Origin of the sequence: Anaerostipes sp. AF04-45 (assembly GCF_003461725.1) — a bacterium.
In the GTDB taxonomy this organism is placed as follows: Bacteria; Bacillota; Clostridia; order Lachnospirales; family Lachnospiraceae; genus Anaerostipes; species Anaerostipes caccae.
On sequence record NZ_QTXQ01000015.1, the window covers coordinates 1 to 20,503 of the forward strand.

The following is a 20,503-nucleotide window of genomic DNA, read 5'->3' on the forward strand; positions in this document are numbered from 1 at the left end:
ACAAAAAGTTATTTTTTATAAGAAATGACAAGACATCAAACAAAACGAATTACCCGTTGTCATCACGCTAGATGACAATGAGGATGATAGAACAACTATCGTCCGTTCTATGGTTAAAGTAGAAAGAGCGTAGGGTGGATGCCTTGGCACTAAGAGCCGATGAAAGACGTGATAAGCTGCGATAAGCTGCGGGGAGGAGCAAATATCCTTTGATCCGCAGATTTCTGAATGGGGAAACCCGGCAGAGTGAACCTCTGTCAGCGTATGGTGAATTCATAGCCATGCGTGGGGAACCCGGGGAACTGAAACATCTAAGTACCCGGAGGAAGAGAAAGAAACCTCGATTTCCAAAGTAGCGGCGAGCGAAATGGAAAGAGCCCAAACCAGGATGCGTGCATCCTGGGGTTCGGACTGCGATGTGGGATTATGTAGGACAGGAGAGCGGCCTGGGAAGGCCGGCCAGAGAGGGTGAAAGCCCCGTATCCGAAGTCTGAAGTACCCTAGCAGGATCCAGAGTACCACGAGACACGAGAAACCTTGTGGGAATGAGCGGGGACCACCCCGTAAGGCTAAATACTCCTTAGTGACCGATAGCGCATAGTACTGTGAAGGAAAGGTGAAAAGGACCCCGGGAGGGGAGTGAAAGAGAACCTGAAACCCTATGTTTACAAGCTGTGGAACCCCTTTAGATGGGGAACTGCGTACTTTTTGTAGAACGGTCCGGCGAGTTGCCCGTACTGGCAAGGTTAAGGACTTAAGGTCCGGAGCCGAAGTGAAAGCAAGCGTTAAGAGCGCGAAAATAGTCAGTGAGGGCAGACCCGAAACCGGGTGACCTATCCATGTCCAGGTTGAAGCTTCCGTAAGAGGAAGTGGAGGACCGAACCCACATCCGTTGAAAAGGGTGGGGATGAGGTGTGGATAGCGGAGAAATTCCAATCGAACCCGGAGATAGCTGGTTCTCCTCGAAATAGCTTTAGGGCTAGCCTCATCAAAGTCTGCTGGAGGTAGAGCACTGAATTGTCTAGGGGGCGTCAAAGCTTACCAAAACATATCAAACTCCGAATGCCAGCCAGATGATTGATGGGAGTCAGACTGTACGAGATAAGTTGGACAGTCGAAAGGGAAACAGCCCAGACCACCAGCTAAGGTCCCAAAGTACGTGTTAAGTGGAAAAGGATGTGGGATTTCAAAGACAACTAGGACGTTGGCTTAGAAGCAGCCATACATTGAAAGAGTGCGTAATAGCTCACTAGTCGAGAGATCCTGCGCCGAAAATGTCCGGGGCTAAAACACGACACCGAAGCTGTGGAATGTAGTAATACATTGGTAGAGGAGCATTGTAAGCGGGATGAAGCCATACCGTAAGGAGTGGTGGACTGCTTAGAAGAGAGAATGCCGGAATGAGTAGCGAGAGGAAGGTGAGAATCCTTCCGGCCGAATATCTAAGGTTTCCAGAGTAAAGCTGATCTGCTCTGGGTAAGTCGGGACCTAAGGCGAGGGCGAGAGCCGTAGTCGATGGATAACTGGTTGAAATTCCAGTACCACATAAAAACAGAACTGTGGGGACACAGAAGGGAAATGGGAGCCAGGAATGGAAACACTGGTGCAAGCGAAGTAGCCGTATGGGAGGCAAATCCCTCATGCAAGGCAAAGGCGTTACGCGGACCGAACAAAAGTAGGGAAGCCCAGGCCCCCAGCTGTCAAGAAAAGCCGCTATTGTTTTTTATGTGCCCGTACCGTAAACCGACACAGGTGGATGAGGAGAGAATCCTAAGGCCGACGGGAGAAGTGTTGTTAAGGAACTCGGCAAAATGACTCCGTAACTTCGGGAGAAGGAGTGCCATAGCGATATGGCCGCAGAGAATTGGCCCAAGCAACTGTTTAGCAAAAACACAGGTCTATGCAAAACCGCAAGGTGAAGTATATGGGCTGACGCCTGCCCGGTGCTGGAAGGTTAAGGGGAGGGCTTAGCGCATTAGCGCGAAGGTCTGAACTTAAGCCCCAGTAAACGGCGGCCGTAACTATAACGGTCCTAAGGTAGCGAAATTCCTTGTCGGGTAAGTTCCGACCCGCACGAAAGGCGTAATGATTTGGGCACTGTCTCAACAACACACCCGGTGAAATTGAAATACCAGTGAAGATGCTGGTTACCTGCGCCAGGACGGAAAGACCCCATGGAGCTTTACTCCAGCTTGATACTGGGATTCGGTACTGCATGTACAGGATAGGTGGGAGACTGAGAATTAAGGACGCCAGTCCTTAAGGAGTCACTGTTGGGATACCACCCTTGCAGTATTGGATTTCTAACCAACAGCCATGATCTGGTTGGGGGACAATGTCAGGTGGGGAGTTTGACTGGGGCGGTCGCCTCCGAAAGGGTATCGGAGGCGCTCAAAGGTCTTCTCAGAATGGACGGAAACCATTCGCAGAGTGCAAAGGCAGAAGAAGGCTTGACTGTGACACCGACGGGTGGAGCAGGTACGAAAGTAGGACTTAGTGATCCGGTGGTATAACGTGGGATTGCCATCGCTCAACGGATAAAAGCTACCCTGGGGATAACAGGCTTATCACTCCCAAGAGTTCACATCGACGGAGTGGTTTGGCACCTCGATGTCGGCTCATCGCATCCTGGAGCTGTAGCAGGTTCCAAGGGTTGGGCTGTTCGCCCATTAAAGCGGTACGCGAGCTGGGTTCAGAACGTCGTGAGACAGTTCGGTCCCTATCCGGCGCAGGCGGAGGAAATTTGATAGGAGCTGTCCTTAGTACGAGAGGACCGGGATGGACGGACCACTGGTGGATCTGTTGTATTACCAAATGCATAGCAGAGTAGCCAAGTCTGGAAGGGATAAACGCTGAAGGCATCTAAGCGTGAAGCCCCCCTAAAGATAAGATTTCCCATAGAGTAATCTAGTAAGACCCCTTGAAGACGACGAGGTAGATAGGGCAGAGGTGGAAGTGCGGCAACGTATGGAGCTGACTGTTACTAATCGGTCGAGGCTTTAACCAAGGAAAGGTAAGGAGTAAGTTTGATGGAACGTTCTGTATGTAGTTTTGAAGGTATACCCACAGGGCATCCCGTATTACATGTCCTACGGACGATATGCTTTGCATTACAAGGTATATTTCAAAAGAAAAAGGAAAGAATAAAAAGAATGATCCTCGATAGCTCAGTTGGTAGAGCGCACGGCTGTTAACCGTGTTGTCGCTGGTTCGAGCCCAGCTCGGGGAGTTTAGTAAGACCGTGAAGCGGTCAAAGAAACAAGGCTCCATGGTCAAGTGGTTAAGACACCGCCCTTTCACGGCGGTAACACGGGTTCAAATCCCGTTGGAGTCATTTTTTCGTATCATAAATTAGATACGTTCACATATACTATATAATATATGGCGCCATAGCCAAGTGGTAAGGCATGGGACTGCAACTCCCTGATCACCAGTTCAAATCTGGTTGGCGCCTTTTTACTTTCATAGCGCGGGGTGGAGCAGTCTGGTAGCTCGTCGGGCTCATAACCCGAAGGTCGTTGGTTCAAATCCGGCCCCCGCAACTCTAAAATAGTCTGGATATCGAAAGATATCCGGTTTTTTTATTTCATAGGAAAGTTCTGCGAACTTCTCTATGAAATAAAATCGCTCCGCGGGCTGTACACAGATGAGTGATGAAGCGTGCTTTCCAACTTTGTATTTTATTTAGAGGAGGGTTTATGAATCATAAGAACAAGATGGAGACCAGACAGATGTTTCCGCTGATCGTATCCATGGCGGTACCTCCGCTCATATCGATGTTTATGCAGTATACATACAATTTTGTAGACTGTATGTTTGTCTCATGGATTGGGGAGAAGGAATTGACTGCCGTGTCTCTGGCCTTTCCAATTACAACCCTGATGATTGCAATGTCCATATGGATTGGTGTGGGTGTTAATGTACTGATTGCAGATAATCTTGGTCAGAAGAATCAGGACAGGGCAGACAGTGTTGTAACAAATGGCATATTGCTCTCAGCTGCTATGGGAATTATCGTTACCGGCGCTGTGCTAGTGATAACAAAACCCTTTTTTTCATCATTTACAGACGATCCGGAAATATATAATTTAGCCGTTCGCTACATGAGAATTTGTGCTTTTTTGGAAGTTTCCAGTATGGTACATATATGTATACAAAAGATTCTTCAGGGAACAGGAAATATGATCGCGCCTATGTGGTTTCAGATTGCAGGAGTTGTACTAAACTTTATACTTGATCCCATTCTTATATTTGGTTATTTTGGTTTTCCTAAAATGGGAATTGAAGGGGCTGCTGTGTCAACTGTATGCGGATATACGCTATCCATGATTTTAGCCTTTATGGTACTTATTTTGCGAAAGCAAAAGGTCAGGCTGAAAATAAAGGGATTTCATGTTGACTTCCAGATAATAAAAGAAATTTTTGTGATCGGATTCCCATCCTTTATCATGAATGCCCTGGGAGCATTTATGATTTACTTTACAAATATATTTCTTGTTGTATATTCCACGACTGCAGTGGCATTTTTCGGGGCATATTTTAAACTGCAGCAAGTTGTCATTATGACGTTAAACGGTCTTGTACAAGGGTGTATACCGATTATGAGTTATAACTATGGTGCAAAAAATATGCCAAGGCTTCGTCAGGCATTTAAATATGGAACCATAATAGGAATTGTCCTTACAGGTATCAGTATTGTTCTGTTCTGGACATTTCCGGAACAGATATTAAAGATTTTTAATGCATCCGATGAAATGATGACATTTGGAGTGCCTGCATTAAAAATTATGTGTACAAGTTATGTATTTGCCGCGGCGGGCACAATGACTGCTTCGTTTATGCAGTCGACCAGGAGAGTTGGATTCAGCCTGATCATCAATATATTAAGGCAGCTGATACTTCTGCTGCCATTGATGTGGATTCTTTCACAGGTTATTGGTATGGAAGGAATCTGGTGGTCTTTTTTAGCTGCAGAAACGATAACTGTATTCATAAGTATTTACCTATATAGAAGATATCCGGTAAAATTCTCGGATAACCCTGTCTAGAGCAGGAAAAAATATGAATTACAGGATGTTTTGTTCTTGCAGAATTCTATTTAAGCAAGTATAATCAAAAAAAGAAAAAAAACAGACAGGAGAAAAAATATGAGTATACGTATAGGTATTTTAGGTTATGGAAATCTCGGGCGCGGTGTGGAATGTGCCATCCGTCAGAATCCAGACATGGAACTTGCGGCAGTTTTCACAAGAAGAAATCCAGAAGATGTAACGATCCTCACAAAGTCGGCTGCTGTGTGCAGTGTAGCCGATGCGGCAGACTGGAAGGATAAAATCGATGTCATGATCCTGTGCGGCGGCAGTGCTACAGATCTTCCGGTACAGACGCCGGAATATGCCGCTATATTCAATGTTGTGGACAGTTTTGATACACATGCGAAAATTCCGGAGCATTTTGCTAATGTTGATAAAGCCGCAAAAGAAGGCGGAAACGTAGGGATTATTTCCGTGGGATGGGACCCGGGAATGTTTTCTTTAAACAGAATGTATGCGAATGCCATCCTTCCGGAAGGAAAAGATTATACATTTTGGGGCAGAGGAGTAAGCCAGGGACATTCAGATGCAATCCGCCGGATCGATGGAGTAAAAGACGGAAAGCAGTATACCATTCCCGTTGAGTCAGCACTAGAAGCGGTAAGAAACGTTGAGGATCCTGAACTTACAACTCGTGAGAAACACACGAGAGAATGTTTTGTTGTGCTGGAAGAAGGGGCAGATGCGGAAAAGATAGAGGCAGAGATCAAAAATATGCCGAATTATTTTGCAGACTACGATACAACCGTCCATTTTATCAGTGAAGAAGAATTAAAAAGAGATCACAGCAGCATTCCTCACGGAGGATTTGTACTGCGAAGTGGAAAGACCGGATGGAATAGCGAAAATAAGCATCTGATTGAATATAGTTTGAAGCTGGACTCCAATCCTGAATTTACATCCAGTGTCATTGTGTCTTATGCGAGGGCCGCTTACAGACTTGCCAAAGAGGGGCAGACGGGATGCAAAACTGTTTTTGATATTGCGCCTGCATACCTGAGTGAGAAAACAGGAGAAGAACTGCGCAAAGAATTATTATGATGAGATAAGTAAAAAAACTCCGGAGCAAAATATGCGCTCCGGAGTTTTTTGTTATATTTTTTAGAAATCAAGCATAGTCTTTCCTTCACCACAGCAGTTTTCGAAGTCGCGGATGAAGTCTTTTACGGCACCTTCAGCAACCTGATTGAATGCGAGGGTTTTCAAAGTATCCGGATTGACTGTGACAGATCCGATACCGAACTTGCCCATTTCAAGAACCTGCTGAGAGTTTTTGAAAGAAGCACCGAGAACTTCCGCATCATATCCTGCGGCCTTGACCATCGTATGAATATCTTTTGAAATCTGCACACCATTGTATCCTAAGTTGTCCAGGCGGTTTACATAAGGAGCGAGGAACTTAGCTCCAGCTTTGGCCGCCATGAATGCAGGCATTACACCGTAAATAGCGGTTGCGGTTACATTGATTCCCTCTTTGCTCAGGATAGAAATCGCTTTTAATCCATTTGCGGTTACGGGTACTTTAATGTACATGTTGCCGCCGATGGCATCAACCATATGTTTTGCTTCTTTTACCATGTCGTCGGTCTCTGTTGAAAGTACCTGTGCATGAAGCATCGCTTCTTCCGGAATCAAAGCACGGATTTTCTTTAACTGATCCATAGGATCAGGATTTCCTGTCTTGCCTAAGATCGTAGGATTGGTGGTAACTCCGTCATAAGGATATTTTGCATAGAGTTCCCCGATTTTTGTTAAGTCTGCGTCGTCAATTAAAATTAACATAATATATCTCCTTTTTGTAATTTATAGCTGGTTTAAATGGCTGGATTAAACGGTCAGGTCACCGATGATGTCCAGGATTTCTTCTTTGGTCTGTGCTTCTTTTAATTTTTTGATATTTTCCTCTTCACAGATTACTTCAGAGAGCTTCATAAGGATGTCCAGGTGGGTTCCGTCTTTTCCTGCGACACCCATAACGATGTATACGGTGTCATCGCCGTATTTCACCCCCTCCGGTACCTGAATAAAGGATATACCGGATTCTTTTATGTACTTTTCGGAACCGTCGATACCATGAGGGATAGCTACGTTATTGCCGATGTAAGTAGAGATGACTTCTTCTCTTTTGTGCATACATTCTACATATTTTGGATCTACATAGCCCTGTTCCACCAGAACTTTACCCGCCACGTCAATAGCGTCTTCCTTATTCCGGAGGCGTTTGTTTAAAACAATGTTGTCTGCGTTGAAAATCTTATTCATGATGTTCTCCTTTTTTATTGAGGTGTTTGATGCGTTTTCTGGTTTCTTCCTTGTCCCTGTCGTTGAGCAGCGGGGATACACAGATGTACTTATCGTCGGCTAAATCCAGCGGTACTGTGGAAATAATCAGATCGTAGCGGGAAAGGTCTTCATCGGAGAGCTTATGGAGAGAGATGATCTTCTCCACGCCGATCTCTGCAAATTCCCGCTCCAGACGGCTTCTTAACATCTTGGATGAACCCATGCCTGAGGCACAGACGACCAGGACTTCAATGGACTGTTTGGTCAGATACTCCATCGATGCAATAAAGTAGATGACGATATATCCTATTTCATCATCCGGCACCGGTACGGAGGTGTGATTAAAAACTTCTATAAAACTCTGCTTCACAATATCATAAAGCTTTGGATGGGACTGATAAATATCGTCATTGAGCGGATTGGATACGTTCATCCCGCTTCTGATCCGTTCCAGAGCCATATTGATGTGAAGCATAAGATTCTCGGCAAGGTTCTCATCTTCGCTGTATGGGAAACCAAACCGTTCCTCTACTCTGGCAATCAGCTGGGTGACCAGATCCAGCTGTTTTAAAATGCTGGAATCATTTGCGACATGGTAGTGAGTGCGTCCTGTATACAGGTTGATCATCCAGTTGAAGTAGTTAAGCTCTGTATCATAGAGCTTAATATGAAACTTATGTTCCAGCAGGTGTTTGATACTTTTGTAAAGCTCCTGCTCAGGATTTGGTATATCCACCGAGAGCTTTAACTCGTCCCCTTTCTCATCTACAAGAGAATGCCTTTTGATAAAAATACACAGGAGGAATAAAAACTCCTGAAATTCTTTATCGGATACATTAAGTCTCTTTTTTGAAATCAGCGGGTCCAGAAAATCATAGATGACAGATAATGTGTCTTCATAATCCCATTGAATCAGCAGATTGATAAAGGCACAGCTTTTATATTTTTTGTTTTTCATCCAGTCAAAGAAATTATCCAGAGGAATATTTCTCAGAAGTATACTGATTAACAGGTGACGTTTGGATATTTCTTTCCCTTTTAGTATAACACCTTCACTGCGTTTTGTAATCAAGGTGATATCATCATTTTCAAGGAAATTCTGCAGCTGGTGCAGACTATTTCTGATCGTCTGTGTAGAAGTATTCAGATCGATGGCCAGTGACTGAGTCTTTACATAATCATTCTCGTGGAGAAGGATGAGGAGTATCAGATCATTTCGTTCTTTTGCGGTATAAGTCTGTTCTATTTTGGATTCCTCAAAGAGGGACTCCAGACGTTTCATATTATACAGGGAGCCATAGATCTGCATTCCCCTGCCGGACTGTGATTCCAGCTTTAAATCACAGGATTCCATGATGTTGTTGATTTCGGGCATTTCACGGTAAACAGTGCGTTCTGTGACGCCCAGTTCCTTTGCAATCTCTGAAACCCTCACATAACCGGTTGCATCCAGCAGATATTCGATAATTTCTTTTGCGCGGTCAGAAATAACCATATCTTCACCTATCTTCCTCTCTGATAAAATGGATTATTGAATTTAAATAACGGGCCCTCTGATTTCATTATATTGTCTGTCAATCATCTTTAAAATAGATGCAAAATCTTTGGGTGAATTTTTCAACTTTTCATAAAATGCCATGATATAGCTGCCGCAGGGTTCATCGGATGAAATTTGGCATGTTTCATTTAAAAGCTCGTGAGCGGAAGCATCCGTTATATTATATAGGGCAGCTGCTATGGAAAAAGACAGATAAACAGGGAGAATACCTTCCTGTTCACAGCCGCGCAGTGCCCCAACCAGGCGATCCTTCGGCTTTAATTTTCGGATCGGTTCCCTTCCCACACGTTCCACGGTATCATGGAGATCAGGGTTTTGGAACCGGAACAGCAGATCATCTATGTGAGCTTTCAGCTCTGAAAATTCTACATGATATTTTTTTGAGATCATCATGGCACTTTCTATCATAGCACCTTCCACCAGCTTTCGTATATAGATATCACCAATACTTTCGTCAATATATGTATATCCCTTTATTCCTCCCAGAAATGCGGTAACAGCATGGGCCATGTTATGGATGTACAGCTTTCGTTCCAGATAAAAAGAAAAAGGGCTGAAAGGGACTATTTTTTCATAGTCAGGAATTGGCCCTTTAAAAGCAGCCCGGTCAACCGGAAGATAATCATACTCTTCCACACAGATCCGGAGAGGATCACCTTTTTTCATGGCTTCTGTCATTACAGGCACCATACGGCCGATGGAAGTTTCTACAAGTCCAAGGCTTTCATCCAAAGTTTTTTTATGTCTGTCAGGCAGTGTGTCTTTGATTCTTTCATTTAAAAATTCATTGGCATCCATTAGATTTTCACAGATCAAAAGATCCAGAGTGTTGTCAGGATCTTTGTCCCAGCGTCTGGTGAGACCCTCACAGATAACCGGAATGATCTTTTCGAGTACAGTGACACCCACCGAAGTAGCCAGAAGGTTCGCAGATGCGATTTCGTCACTGACAGTGGAAGTATCTTTTCCGTCAACGGCCCGTATGTTTTCTATCCAGACAGTTTTTCCGTTTTCACCTACAATTTCCTGGGGATAAGTTTTATCTCTGTTAATGGTATTTACAACGTCATCATTTACATCCACAAATACGACTTCATAGCCGGTCTGTGAAAGCAGGGCACCGATAAAGCCCCGTCCGATATTGCCTGCCCCATACATAACTGCTTTCATTTGAATTCCCTCCCAAAATACCGGAACAGGGCATTTCCCCGGAAGGAAACGCCCGCTCCATTTGCTATGCTTATTATTTGGATTGTACCAAGAGTACTCAGCTTAACGGTTCTTTAAACGTTCTACGAGTTCGTCATATTCCGGAGCCTGAAGATAGTTTGTAATCGATAAATGCTGCTTGTTAGGCTGAGCTGCTTTTGCAGTACCTGTCAGCTCTTTGTGAGTGATGACCAAGTCTGTGTCAGCCGGAATCTTGGAGATCGCGGTGTTGATGACTTCAACCGGGAGGTCAGCCGCTTTTACTTTTTTCTTTAATGCAGCAGCAGACATTGCACTGGATCCCATACCCGCATCACAGGCAACGACAATCTTCTTTACATTTGTAAGATCTAAGCCTGCAACACCGAGAGAAGCATCATTTGTCACGGCATCAGATGTACTGGAAGCACTGGAGCCCATAGCTTCTTTTGGAATGACAGAAGGACCTAAAGAAGCTTCTCCCTTTCCTTTTGCCACCATTCGTTTTACAAAGAAGGCGTTGATCACAAAAGACACGGCACAGGAGATTGCCACACCTGCAATGACACCGATCATAGAACTCTTGGGCGACAGTGCCAGGACTGAGAAAATACTGCCCGGAGAAGGTGTTGCAACGGTTCCCACATTCAGAAGCGTAAATGTACCGGTACCTGCGATACCACCCGCGATCATACCGATGATTGTGAGAGGATTGGCTAATACATATGGGAAATAAACTTCATGGATACCGCCAAAGAAATGAATAAGAATCATTCCGGGAGCGGCTTCTTTCATCTCGCCTTTTCCGAAGAACCAGTAAGCAAGCAGGAGTCCGAGGCCGGTACCTGGGTTAGGAACTAATAAAAACAATGCTGAATGTCCTAAAGTTTTAACCTGCTCGTAACCGATTGGTCCAAAAATACCGTGGTCTAAAGCGTTATTTAAGAATAGTACTTTTGCAGGTTCTACAAAAATTGCAGAAAGGGGAAGTACATTGTGGGATACAATCCAGTTTACTCCGTTTGTGAGTACCTGGGTCACGGTATCCATGACAGGACCGAAGACAAGGTAAGCTACACAGCAGAGAATACCGCCGATGATACCTAAAGAAAAATTGTTGACGATCATTTCAAATCCGCCGGGGATCTTTCCGTCTACCGCTGCATCGAACTTCTTAATGCACCATCCGGATGCAGGGCCTAAGATCATGGCTGCGAGGAACATCGGAGTTCCCGGTACTGCGACGATGGCACCGACCGTTACTAAGGCACCAATGACGCCTCCGCGGTCTCCTCCGACCATTTTACCTCCGGTGTGACCGATCAGGATAGGAAGCAGTGAATTAAGAATCGGGCTGATCAGGTTTGCAAGCTTTGCATTTGGTGTCCAGCCTGTTTCAAGGAAGAATGCGGTGATCAAACCGAATCCGATGAACGCGCCGATATTTGGGATAACCATTCCGGCCAGAAATGCTCCGAACTTCTGAAGCTTCTGGGAGAATGTTGTTTTTTCATGTTCCATACTATAACTCTCCTTCTTTTAGATAATTCTCATTGATAATCCTGATAAATTCTTCTTTTGATGCGGCAGATAATAGTTTTTCACATTCCTCCGGTTTGCAGAGGATATCAGTAATCTGCATCAGTTCCTGTATAGTGTCTTCTTCCTTACATGCAATTCCTATCACATAGGTTACAGTTTCACCGTTGTAATCTATGGTGTCAGGAAAGTGTGCAATGCAGATTCCGGATTTTAATACCTGATTCAGAGAATTTTCATTCCCATGAGGTATGGCAACGCCGAACCCTAAATATGTATTGTGTTCAAGCTCTCGTTCGATCATGCTGTCTTCATATCCGGGATTCACATATCCGTTGGATACAAGAAGTCTGCCTGCAATGCAGATTGCATCTTTCTTTGCTGTACTTGGAAGTCCCCATGCTATGTTGTTTAAGAATTCATCATCAAGAAGTTTGCCGGCCATGCTCACCTCTCCTTTGTTGGGCAGCAGCCAGTTCCCGGGCGGCTGCTGTTTGCTGTAAACGTTTAACTGTATTTATCATAGCTTATGATTTGTATGGATGTAAATACAGACTAATGCTATCTTTTTCATCGGAGGTTGTGACATAATTTTGTTTCAAAACAAAAAAAGGGATGGTTTTCAAACAAGTAAAAACGCATCCCTAATAATTTGTGTGAAGTTAAAACGTGAAATTATAGCTATAATAAAGGATTTCCATTGTCAGAAATTTCTTTCATAGCATCTAAAACTTCAGAGATTTCACATGCTTCTATCTGTGCTTTACCAATATCTTCTCCTAAATCTAAAAGAAGTGTATTGTCTACAAGACGAGTTATACTATTAACAATACAGCAATTCATCTTTCTTGTCTTCTTTTATTAAGTAATAGTAGTGGCAATCGTAAAAATCATTCCTTATTTTTTTGCCTTTCCGGTGGAATTTCGGACAATCAGTTCCGGTTCATATTCCAGCCTCATAATATAATGGTGTTTTGAAATCCCGTCTTTCTGTGCATTTTTTTTATAAATAATATCTACGGCTTCTTTCCCCTTAAATGCGGCCGCATGTTCAATGGTCGTAAGAGAGATCTGGGGCATGCCCGAAAGAGGTATATTATCAAATCCACAGACCGAATAGTCTCCCGGTATTTTATAGCCGTGATCTGTGATGGCAGACATGATCCCGAACGCGGTCATATCGTTGTTTCCAACAAAAGCAGTGGATTTCGTGTGATTCTCCAGGGCCTTTGAGACAAGGTTATAGCCATTTAAGTATTCGGAATTATCCGGTGTATATCTGGAATAAGTAGAAAATTTGGATGAAAGAACCTCTATATTATTTAAATCAAAATTGTATGCCTTAAAACTGTTTTTTAACCCTTCCAGCCTGTGAAGCCTTCCGATTTCTTTTTGTTTGATCGGTGCTGAGACAAAAGAAACATGGGTGTGCCCTAGTGAGATCAGATATTCACCAAGTATGAAACCGGGTTTTTTGCTGTCCAATTCAACCGAATCAAAACGGGAGCCTTCAGGTTTGTCACCGATGGAAACCATAGGCACTGACTTGGATAGTGCATTGATCTCTGATATCTTAGAAGACGGAGGGTACAGAAAAATGATACCGCTTAAATCAAAGTTTGAAAGCATTTTTATGTAATACTCCTCCTGAGACACATCCCGGATCGTGGATACGGAAAATACGGTATAGCCATATTCTCTGGCCCGCTCTGTGATGGAATGGATCAGCATGGAGTAATAGCCATTAGACAGAATAGGGCAGATGACGATGATCGTTTTGGAAAGTGCGGATGCTTTTTTTAACGTATTTTTCTCTGGTTTCTTATAGCCCAGTTCTTTTGCTGCGGCTTTTACTTTATCTATCGTCTCTTTTGAAAAGGAGACATGGGGCTTGCTGCTTAAGATCATAGAAACACTGGACTGGGAGAGCCCTGTGTACTCAGCAATATCCCTCGTTGTGACTTTATTTCTCTTTCCCATAACACCCCTCCTGTCAAGTGGAAATATCTTCGATTTATTTTGATTAATAAAAATTACTAATTGAAACTTTTTATTGATTATTAATATTATACTAATGATTAATAACAAACACAAGGAAAACAGGGGAAAGTGTTTGATCTGAAAAAAATAAAAGAGGAAAAGGCCTGTTAATCAATGATCTATGATTAATCAAAAGTGGGCGAAAGCCGCATAAAACGGCGGTTTCGCACGTTTGACAGGGCCAGATTATTATGATTAGATAAGGGCAGTAAGACAAACAGGGACTCAGTCGAAGGAGGATAAGAACAGTGTATGATGTAGCGATTATAGGTGCGGGGATTACAGGATGTTCCATCGCATATGAATTAGGAAAGTACAATGTAAATGCAGTGGTCATTGAAAAAGAAAATGATGTGGCTGTCGGCACAACGAAAGCAAACAGTGCCATCATCCATGGAGGATATGACCCGATACCGGGATCTCTGATGGCAAAATACAATATCAGAGGAAATCAGTACATAAAAGAGCTGTGCGAAAAGCTGGATGTTCCATTTAAACAGATCGGAGCCCTGATTGTTGCTTTTGAAGAAAAAGAAGAAAAAACCTTAGAAGAGTTAAAACAGCGTGGAGAGAAAAACGGTGTTCCGGATATGGAGATCTGGGATCAGGAAACCTTAAGAAAAGAAGAACCAAATATTTCTGAGAAAGCTGTCAAAGCTTTATTTTCCCCAAATGTAGGAATCATCAGCCCGTGGGAGCTGGCAATCGCTCTAGGAGAGATGGCTGCCTTAAACGGTGTTGAATTTAAGCTGAACACCGAGGTTACAGATATTAAAAAGAACAATGATTCTTATGAAATAAAAACGAACAACGGAACCGTTGAGGCAAAATATATCTGCAATGCGGCAGGAGTCAACGCAGACAAAGTAAACGAATATACGAATAAAAAATCCTTTACGATCAAGCCTAATAAAGGTGAGTATTACTTATTGGATAAAAGCCAGGGAGAACTTGTAAACCATGTAATCTTCCAGTGCCCGAACAAAGACGGAAAAGGTGTCCTCGTATCACCTACCGTACACGGAAACCTGATTGTGGGGCCGAATTCACAGCCTACGGACGGAGACGATGTTTCAACTTCGACAGACGGATTAAGCTTTGTAAGAAATACTGCCTTAAAATCCGTGCCTGGAATTAACTTCAGAGAATCCATCAGGAATTTCGCGGGAGTCCGTGCAAGAACAAAAGAGGATGACTTCTTCATATTTGAAGATGAAGAAAACAAAGGCTTTTTTAATATTTCAGGAATGGCCTCTCCGGGACTTTCTTCTGCACCGGCAATCGCAGTTGACCTGTTAAAGATGATGGAAGAGTCAGGACTTTGTCTGAAAGCAAAGGAAGAAATCAAGGACGAGAGAAAAGTAAATCGTTTTAAGAAGCTGAGTGATGAAGAGAGAGCCGCACTGATTAAAGAAAATCCATTGTACGGAAAAATTATCTGCCGCTGTGAAACAGTGACGGAAGGAGAGATTGTGGACGCGATCCACCGCCCGATCCCTGCCACATCCATTGATGCAGTCAAGAGAAGATGCAACGCAGGTATGGGAAGATGCCAGGGTGGTTTCTGCGGACCGAGAGTTCAGGAGATCATCTCAAGAGAATTAAACATTCCGCTGGAAGATGTTCCTCAGGACCGTGTGGGAATGAACATTATCACAGGAGAAACAAAAACAGGAGGTGCCGAATAATGAAGTATGATGTGATCGTAGTCGGAGGAGGACCGGCAGGCCTTGCGGCAGCAGTGGAAGCGAGTAAAAATGGTGCCGATAAAATCTTAGTGGTAGAACGTGACCAGGAACTGGGCGGAATTTTAAATCAGTGTATTCACAACGGATTCGGACTTCATTACTTCAAAGAAGAACTGACCGGACCAGAGTATGCAAATAAATTCATCGAAATGTTAGCCGAGACAAATATAGAAGTGATGCTGGATACTATGGTCTTGGATGTGGATGAAGAGAAAAAATGCGTTCATGCAATGAATAAGAAAAACGGCTATATGGTCCTGGAAGGAAAGGCTCTCATCTTAAACATGGGCTGCCGGGAGAGGACCAGGGGAGCCATTGCAATTCCGGGGGACCGTCCGGCCGGAGTCTTTACTGCGGGTGCAGCTCAGAGATATGTTAACATTGAGGGCTACATGGTAGGGAAAAAAGTCCTTATTTTAGGGTCCGGAGATATCGGTCTGATCATGGCAAGGCGTATGAGCTTAGAGGGTGCAAAGGTTGTGGGCTGCGTAGAACTCTGTCCATATTCCAACGGACTTACAAGAAACATCGTGCAGTGTCTGGAAGATTACGATATTCCTCTGTATTTATCCCACACGATTACGGATATCAAAGGGGATAAGAGAGTGGAGCAGGTTACCGTACAGAAGGTGGATGAGAAAAACCAGCCGATCCCTGGAACCGAAATCATATTTGATGTAGACACCGTACTTTTATCCGTGGGACTGATTCCTGAAAATGAACTGACAAGGGCAGCAGGAATCACTATGGACCCGAGAACAAACGGACCGGTCGTATTTGAAAACATGGAGACATCTGCAGAAGGTATTTTTGCAAGCGGCAACGTTGTGCATGTTCATGACCTGGTAGACTTTGTTACAGCCGAGAGTCAGAAGGCGGGAAGAAGTGCCGCAGAATATGTGAAAAACGGCGAGACCGAAGACCAGACATATATTGAACTGAAAAACGGAGACTGTGTAGGATATACAGTTCCTCAGAAGATTCGTCCTGCAAATGTTGATAAAATGGTAGAAGTCATGTTCCGGGTGAGAAACGTATACAAAGATGTGGCAATTAAGGTCACTTCAGCAGGTGAGGAACTGGCTTCCTTTAAAAGGGAACATATGGCTCCGGGTGAGATGGAAAAAATCGTGATACCAAAAGCGTTTTTAGATAAGGTGAAGAACGGTGAGATCACTGTGTCTGTAGAAAAGGTAGGTGCTTAACATGACAGATTTAATTTGTATTGTTTGTCCGAAAGGATGTCATTTAAAAGTCGATGAAGAAAACGGATATAAAGTAACCGGAAACGGCTGTCCGAGAGGCGCCGTATACGGGGAAAAGGAATTAGTCAATCCTACCAGAGTCATCACGTCTACCGTGAGGGTTGAGGCAGAGACAGCGAGAAGAGTCCCTGTGAAAACAAACGGGGATATTCCGAAAGGGAAGATTTATGATATCATGGATGAGCTGACCAAAGTGACAGCTAAGGCCCCGGTGAATGTGGGCGATGTGGTTATCAAAGACGTTCTTGGACTGGGAGTAGATATTGTGGCAACAAAGAAAGTAACAGCATAAGCATTATAGGAGGAAAACATGAGCGTTATTACATTTATTTGTGCAGGACAGATGGCATCAGCAATTACATTTCCGGCGATGGAAAACGGACACGAGGTCCGCTTGGTTGGTTCCCCGCTGGATCGGGACATTATCGACGGATTAAAGAAGGATAATTTTCATATCACATTAAAAAGGACCCTGCACGACGGGATCAAATATTATCAGATTGAAGAATTAGAAGAGGCTCTGGACGGAGCAGACGCAGCGCTCTGCGGTGTCAGCAGCTTTGGATTAGACTGGTTTTGTGATGAGATTCTTCCGGTAATCCCTGAAAGTGTACCGCTCCTCTCTGTGACGAAAGGCATGGTAGATCTGGATGACGGAACTCTGGTTCCATATCCGGTGATCTTTGAGGAACGCCAGCCGGAAGGAAAGCATCTTGATATCAATGCCATCGGCGGTCCGTGTACCAGCTATGAATTGGCAGACCACGATCACAGCCATGTGGCTTTCTGCGGAAAGAACATGGAAACTCTCAAAATGTTCAAAGAGCTTTTGGCAACAGACTACTATCACATCACTCTTTCTAAAGACGTCGTAGGTGTGGAGTGCGCCGTAGCCATGAAGAATGCATATGCACTCGGTGTAACCCTGGCTGTGGGTCTTTCTGAAAAAATGGAAGGAAAGATCGGTATCCAGCACTACAATTCCCAGGCAGCATTGTTTGGACAGAGCGTAAAAGAAATGACAAGACTTTTGGAACTGATCGGCGGAGGCCCGGAGAATATTATTCACGGGGCAGGAGATCTGTATGTGACGGTCTTCGGCGGAAGAACAAGGAAGATCGGAACCCTTCTCGGACGCGGGTTAAGCTTCGATGAGGCTATGGAAGAATTACAGGGCGTGACTCTGGAGTCCATTGTGATTGCAACCAGAACTGCACGTGCCGTAAGGAAACTTGCAGAGAGGGGAGTCGTTTCCCTGGATGAGTTCCCGCTTCTGATGCATGTTGATTCTATCATCAATGAAGGTGCTGAGGTCAATATTCCTTGGGATGACTTTACGATGATCAAAGAATAAAAACAATCTTATGAAAAAAGGGCAGGGCTATTTTTATGGCTGTGCCCTTTTTGCTATGGTTAAATAGAAATAAAATACTTACAGGTGTGTCAAATGACACAAGGAAAAAAACATAATTGACGAAACGGTAAAATCAAGTTACCTTAAAGACAGAAGCAGAAAAACTCGTTGGAAAGGAGTTTGTTATGGAACTGAAAACAACAGTGAAAGATTTGGGGAGAATGCCATGGTTTTACCGGGCAAACAGCAGAACAGGAAAGATATTCGGGAAAAAGAGTCTGCATCTGGATGAAGAGACAGATATGGTAATTGATTATATGCATTATCCGAAGGGATTTACAACGGTGCTTCACAGACATCCGGCTTCTCATGGAATCTATGTGCTGGAGGGACAGCTGGAGACGGACGGTGAGCTTTACGGACCAGGAACGTTTGTCTGGTATCCGGAGGGAATCGCAGCCACACATGGAGCGACAGAATATGAGGACCTGAAGTGTCTGCTGATCTCCAACAAAGCATTTTCCATTGAATATCTTGAGGAGGAAGAACAGAGGCAAAACTCCCTTGAGAAAAAAGTGATGGATGTAAACCGAATGCCGTGGTTTTACCGGCCGACGACGACCACAGGGAAACTATTTGGAAAAAAGGCTTTACTATTGGATGATGAGACAGGCATGCAGATCAATTATATGAATTATCCGGCGGGATTTACCACGATCAATCACAGACACACGGCGGGTCATGGATTTTTTGTTCTGGAGGGTCAGTTACAGACCGGAGATGAGCTTTATGGGCCGGGAACCTTTATCTGGTATCCGGAAGGGTATGTGACGGCCCACGGAGCAACGGAATATGAAGACTTGAAGTGCCTGCAGATATCCAATAAAACTTTTAATATTGAATATGTGTAGTCTCAGGGAAAGGAACTGTTTATGGGAAGCACAGAGGAAATGAAGTTTTTAGTTGATGTTGCGCATCTGTATTATGAGAAACAGCTGACACAGCAGCAGATTGCCAGGAAACTTCACGTGAGCCGTTCTCTCGTATCGAAGGTGCTGGTAAAGGCAAGGAAGAGCGGGGTTGTGGAAGTTGTAATTCATGATGATAAGATCCATGCCCACAAAGAATTAGAAGAACGTATGAAGAGAATCTTTGGCCTAAAGGAAATCATCTGTGCAGAGCCTATGGAAGGCCAGACAGAGGAAGAATGTACAGCACTTCAGGCCGGAAAGTATCTTGCACGAAGGCTGCCCAATGTGAAATATGCGGCAGTTTCCGGAGGACGGATGGCAAGGGAAACGGCAATGAAGTTCACATCCTCGATTCCTTTGGAACATGTGACCTTTGTTCCGCTGTGCGGCGGTGTTGATAAGGAGTTATGGGATATTCAGGCCAACACGGTATGTGAGTACTTTGCAGGCCACTGCGGTGCCTCAGGTCTTCAGCTGCATGCTCCTATTGTTGTCGATTCAAAGGAGGCAAAAGATATTTTTATGAGCCAGCGGTTCATAGAAGAAGTGCTTCAGAAAGCAAAACAGTCAGACATTGCGTTTGTCGGAATTGGAACAGGCAGCAGATATTTTGAAATGACAAACCTCTATCTCAAAAAAGAGCAGTGTATGGAAACCGAAATGAAAGATAAAGTGAAAGGAGATCTTATTTATAACTTCTATGATCTTCAGGGACGGCTGCTGGACTGTCCGTGGAACCGTCAAAATATGACGCTCAGCCTTGAAGATTTCCAGCAGATTCCGGAAGTGATAGGAGCTGCATATGAGACAGAAAAAGCGGAAGCAATCTATATTGCCGTGCGCAGGAAAATCATCAGCTCTCTTATCGTTACGGCTCCATTAGCAAGGCAGATACTAAAGCTGCATTCCAGGTTTCTCTGAGAAAAAGTTTTGGGAGATACCATGACTTGAAAGATCCCTGCTCTGGTTCTATAATAATGAAAGACACTACTCGCTGTAACCATGAATATGAGGAGGGATTCTTATGGAATACCGTAAGTTTGGAAAGCAATATGTCATAAGGCTGGAAAAAGGGGAAGAGATTGTATCATCCATCAAAGATTTATGTGTAAAAGAAAATATAAAGCTGGGCTCTCTGTCAGGTATCGGGGCTGTAAATAAAGTAACCGCAGGTTTATTTAAGACAGGAGAAAAGAAGTATGTAAGCAGAACTTACGAGGAAGATATGGAGATTGTTTCACTTGGCGGTAATGTTTCCCGCATGAATGGGGAAACCTATCTACACTTCCATATCAGTGTCGCCAATGAAGCGGGAGAAGTCCGCGGAGGACATCTCACAGAAGCCTATATCAGCGCTACCGGGGAATTGGTGCTTACAGAGATCGAAGGAACCGTGGACCGGGAATACAGCGGTGGGATCGGATTGAATTTATTTAAATTTTAAGAGGAGAAGCAGAGAAGTGC

At 44.0% G+C, this 20,503-nt stretch carries 17 protein-coding genes, 4 tRNA genes and 1 rRNA gene; 14 read left to right on the plus strand and 8 right to left on the minus strand.

Annotated elements, in window-relative coordinates:
* Window positions 1-111: 111 nt before the first annotated feature.
* The 7 genes from DWV34_RS15645 (at window position 112) to DWV34_RS15675 (ending at window position 6,134) form a co-directional block, all read left to right on the plus strand.
* Window positions 112-3,007 (plus strand): 23S ribosomal RNA (locus DWV34_RS15645).
* Window positions 3,008-3,156: 149 nt separating this feature from the next.
* Window positions 3,157-3,229 (plus strand) — tRNA-Asn (locus tag DWV34_RS15650).
* Window positions 3,230-3,262: 33 nt separating this feature from the next.
* Window positions 3,263-3,334: transfer RNA gene (locus DWV34_RS15655), tRNA-Glu, on the plus strand.
* Window positions 3,335-3,383: 49 nt separating this feature from the next.
* Window positions 3,384-3,454, plus strand: a tRNA-Cys gene (locus DWV34_RS15660).
* 14 nt (window positions 3,455-3,468) lie between these two features.
* Window positions 3,469-3,542 (plus strand) — tRNA-Met (locus tag DWV34_RS15665).
* 156 nt (window positions 3,543-3,698) lie between these two features.
* Window positions 3,699-5,048: an MATE family efflux transporter gene (locus DWV34_RS15670; RefSeq protein WP_009291219.1), complete on the plus strand. Its 1,350-nt coding sequence runs from the start codon at window positions 3,699-3,701 to the stop codon at window positions 5,046-5,048.
* Between the two features lie 99 nt (window positions 5,049-5,147).
* Window positions 5,148-6,134, plus strand: a complete 987-nt coding sequence (locus DWV34_RS15675; protein WP_009291220.1) for a diaminopimelate dehydrogenase — start codon at window positions 5,148-5,150, stop codon at window positions 6,132-6,134.
* Between the two features lie 60 nt (window positions 6,135-6,194).
* On the opposite strand, the gene DWV34_RS15680 is transcribed toward DWV34_RS15675, so the two are convergent.
* The 8 genes from DWV34_RS15680 to DWV34_RS15710 form a co-directional block, all read right to left on the minus strand.
* The gene (locus DWV34_RS15680; RefSeq protein WP_009291221.1) at window positions 6,195-6,875 is read right to left on the minus strand and encodes a transaldolase family protein; all 681 of its coding nucleotides are present in this window, start codon (window positions 6,873-6,875) and stop codon (window positions 6,195-6,197) included.
* A 45-nt stretch (window positions 6,876-6,920) separates the two neighbouring features.
* On the minus strand, window positions 6,921-7,355 hold the full coding sequence (locus tag DWV34_RS15685; RefSeq protein ID WP_006565472.1) for a PTS sugar transporter subunit IIA: 435 nt from the start codon (window positions 7,353-7,355) through the stop codon (window positions 6,921-6,923).
* Window positions 7,348-8,871, minus strand: coding sequence for a BglG family transcription antiterminator (locus tag DWV34_RS15690; protein WP_009291222.1), 1,524 nt, complete (start codon window positions 8,869-8,871; stop codon window positions 7,348-7,350). The genes DWV34_RS15685 and DWV34_RS15690 overlap by 8 nt, the downstream gene beginning before the upstream one ends.
* Before the next feature lie 42 nt (window positions 8,872-8,913).
* Entirely contained in the window at window positions 8,914-10,104 is a 1,191-nt protein-coding gene (locus DWV34_RS15695) for a mannitol dehydrogenase (RefSeq protein ID WP_022260662.1), read from the minus strand.
* 102 nt (window positions 10,105-10,206) lie between these two features.
* A complete protein-coding gene (locus DWV34_RS15700) occupies window positions 10,207-11,643 on the minus strand; it encodes a PTS mannitol transporter subunit IICB (RefSeq protein ID WP_009291225.1) in 1,437 nt (478 codons plus the stop codon).
* Between the two features lies 1 nt (window position 11,644).
* Window positions 11,645-12,106 carry a PTS sugar transporter subunit IIA gene (locus DWV34_RS15705; protein ID WP_006565476.1) on the minus strand — a complete coding sequence of 154 codons (462 nt, stop codon included), beginning with the start codon at window positions 12,104-12,106 and terminating at the stop codon, window positions 11,645-11,647.
* A gap of 236 nt (window positions 12,107-12,342) precedes the next feature.
* Window positions 12,343-12,504: a hypothetical protein gene (locus tag DWV34_RS17440; RefSeq protein ID WP_009291226.1), complete on the minus strand. Its 162-nt coding sequence runs from the start codon at window positions 12,502-12,504 to the stop codon at window positions 12,343-12,345.
* Between the two features lie 54 nt (window positions 12,505-12,558).
* Entirely contained in the window at window positions 12,559-13,641 is a 1,083-nt protein-coding gene (locus DWV34_RS15710; protein WP_009291227.1) for a LacI family DNA-binding transcriptional regulator, read from the minus strand.
* Window positions 13,642-13,949: 308 nt separating this feature from the next.
* On the opposite strand from DWV34_RS15710, the gene DWV34_RS15715 reads away from it, so the two are divergent.
* The 7 genes from DWV34_RS15715 to DWV34_RS15745 all read left to right on the plus strand — a co-directional run bounded on the left by DWV34_RS15715 (window position 13,950) and on the right by DWV34_RS15745 (window position 20,483).
* Entirely contained in the window at window positions 13,950-15,389 is a 1,440-nt protein-coding gene (locus tag DWV34_RS15715) for an NAD(P)/FAD-dependent oxidoreductase (protein WP_006565479.1), read from the plus strand.
* On the plus strand, window positions 15,389-16,654 hold the full coding sequence (locus DWV34_RS15720; protein ID WP_006565480.1) for an NAD(P)/FAD-dependent oxidoreductase: 1,266 nt from the start codon (window positions 15,389-15,391) through the stop codon (window positions 16,652-16,654). Before DWV34_RS15715 ends, DWV34_RS15720 begins: the two co-directional genes overlap by 1 nt.
* A gap of 1 nt (window position 16,655) precedes the next feature.
* Window positions 16,656-17,006, plus strand: coding sequence for a DUF1667 domain-containing protein (locus DWV34_RS15725; RefSeq protein WP_006565481.1), 351 nt, complete (start codon window positions 16,656-16,658; stop codon window positions 17,004-17,006).
* 18 nt (window positions 17,007-17,024) lie between these two features.
* The gene (locus DWV34_RS15730) at window positions 17,025-18,068 is read left to right on the plus strand and encodes a glycerol-3-phosphate dehydrogenase (protein ID WP_006565482.1); all 1,044 of its coding nucleotides are present in this window, start codon (window positions 17,025-17,027) and stop codon (window positions 18,066-18,068) included.
* Between the two features lie 185 nt (window positions 18,069-18,253).
* A complete protein-coding gene (locus DWV34_RS15735; RefSeq protein ID WP_022260663.1) occupies window positions 18,254-18,979 on the plus strand; it encodes a cupin domain-containing protein in 726 nt (241 codons plus the stop codon).
* A 21-nt stretch (window positions 18,980-19,000) separates the two neighbouring features.
* Window positions 19,001-19,960: a sugar-binding transcriptional regulator gene (locus tag DWV34_RS15740; protein ID WP_243000907.1), complete on the plus strand. Its 960-nt coding sequence runs from the start codon at window positions 19,001-19,003 to the stop codon at window positions 19,958-19,960.
* 103 nt (window positions 19,961-20,063) lie between these two features.
* Window positions 20,064-20,483, plus strand: a complete 420-nt coding sequence (locus tag DWV34_RS15745) for a PPC domain-containing DNA-binding protein (protein WP_009291233.1) — start codon at window positions 20,064-20,066, stop codon at window positions 20,481-20,483.
* Window positions 20,484-20,503 lie beyond the last annotated feature (20 nt).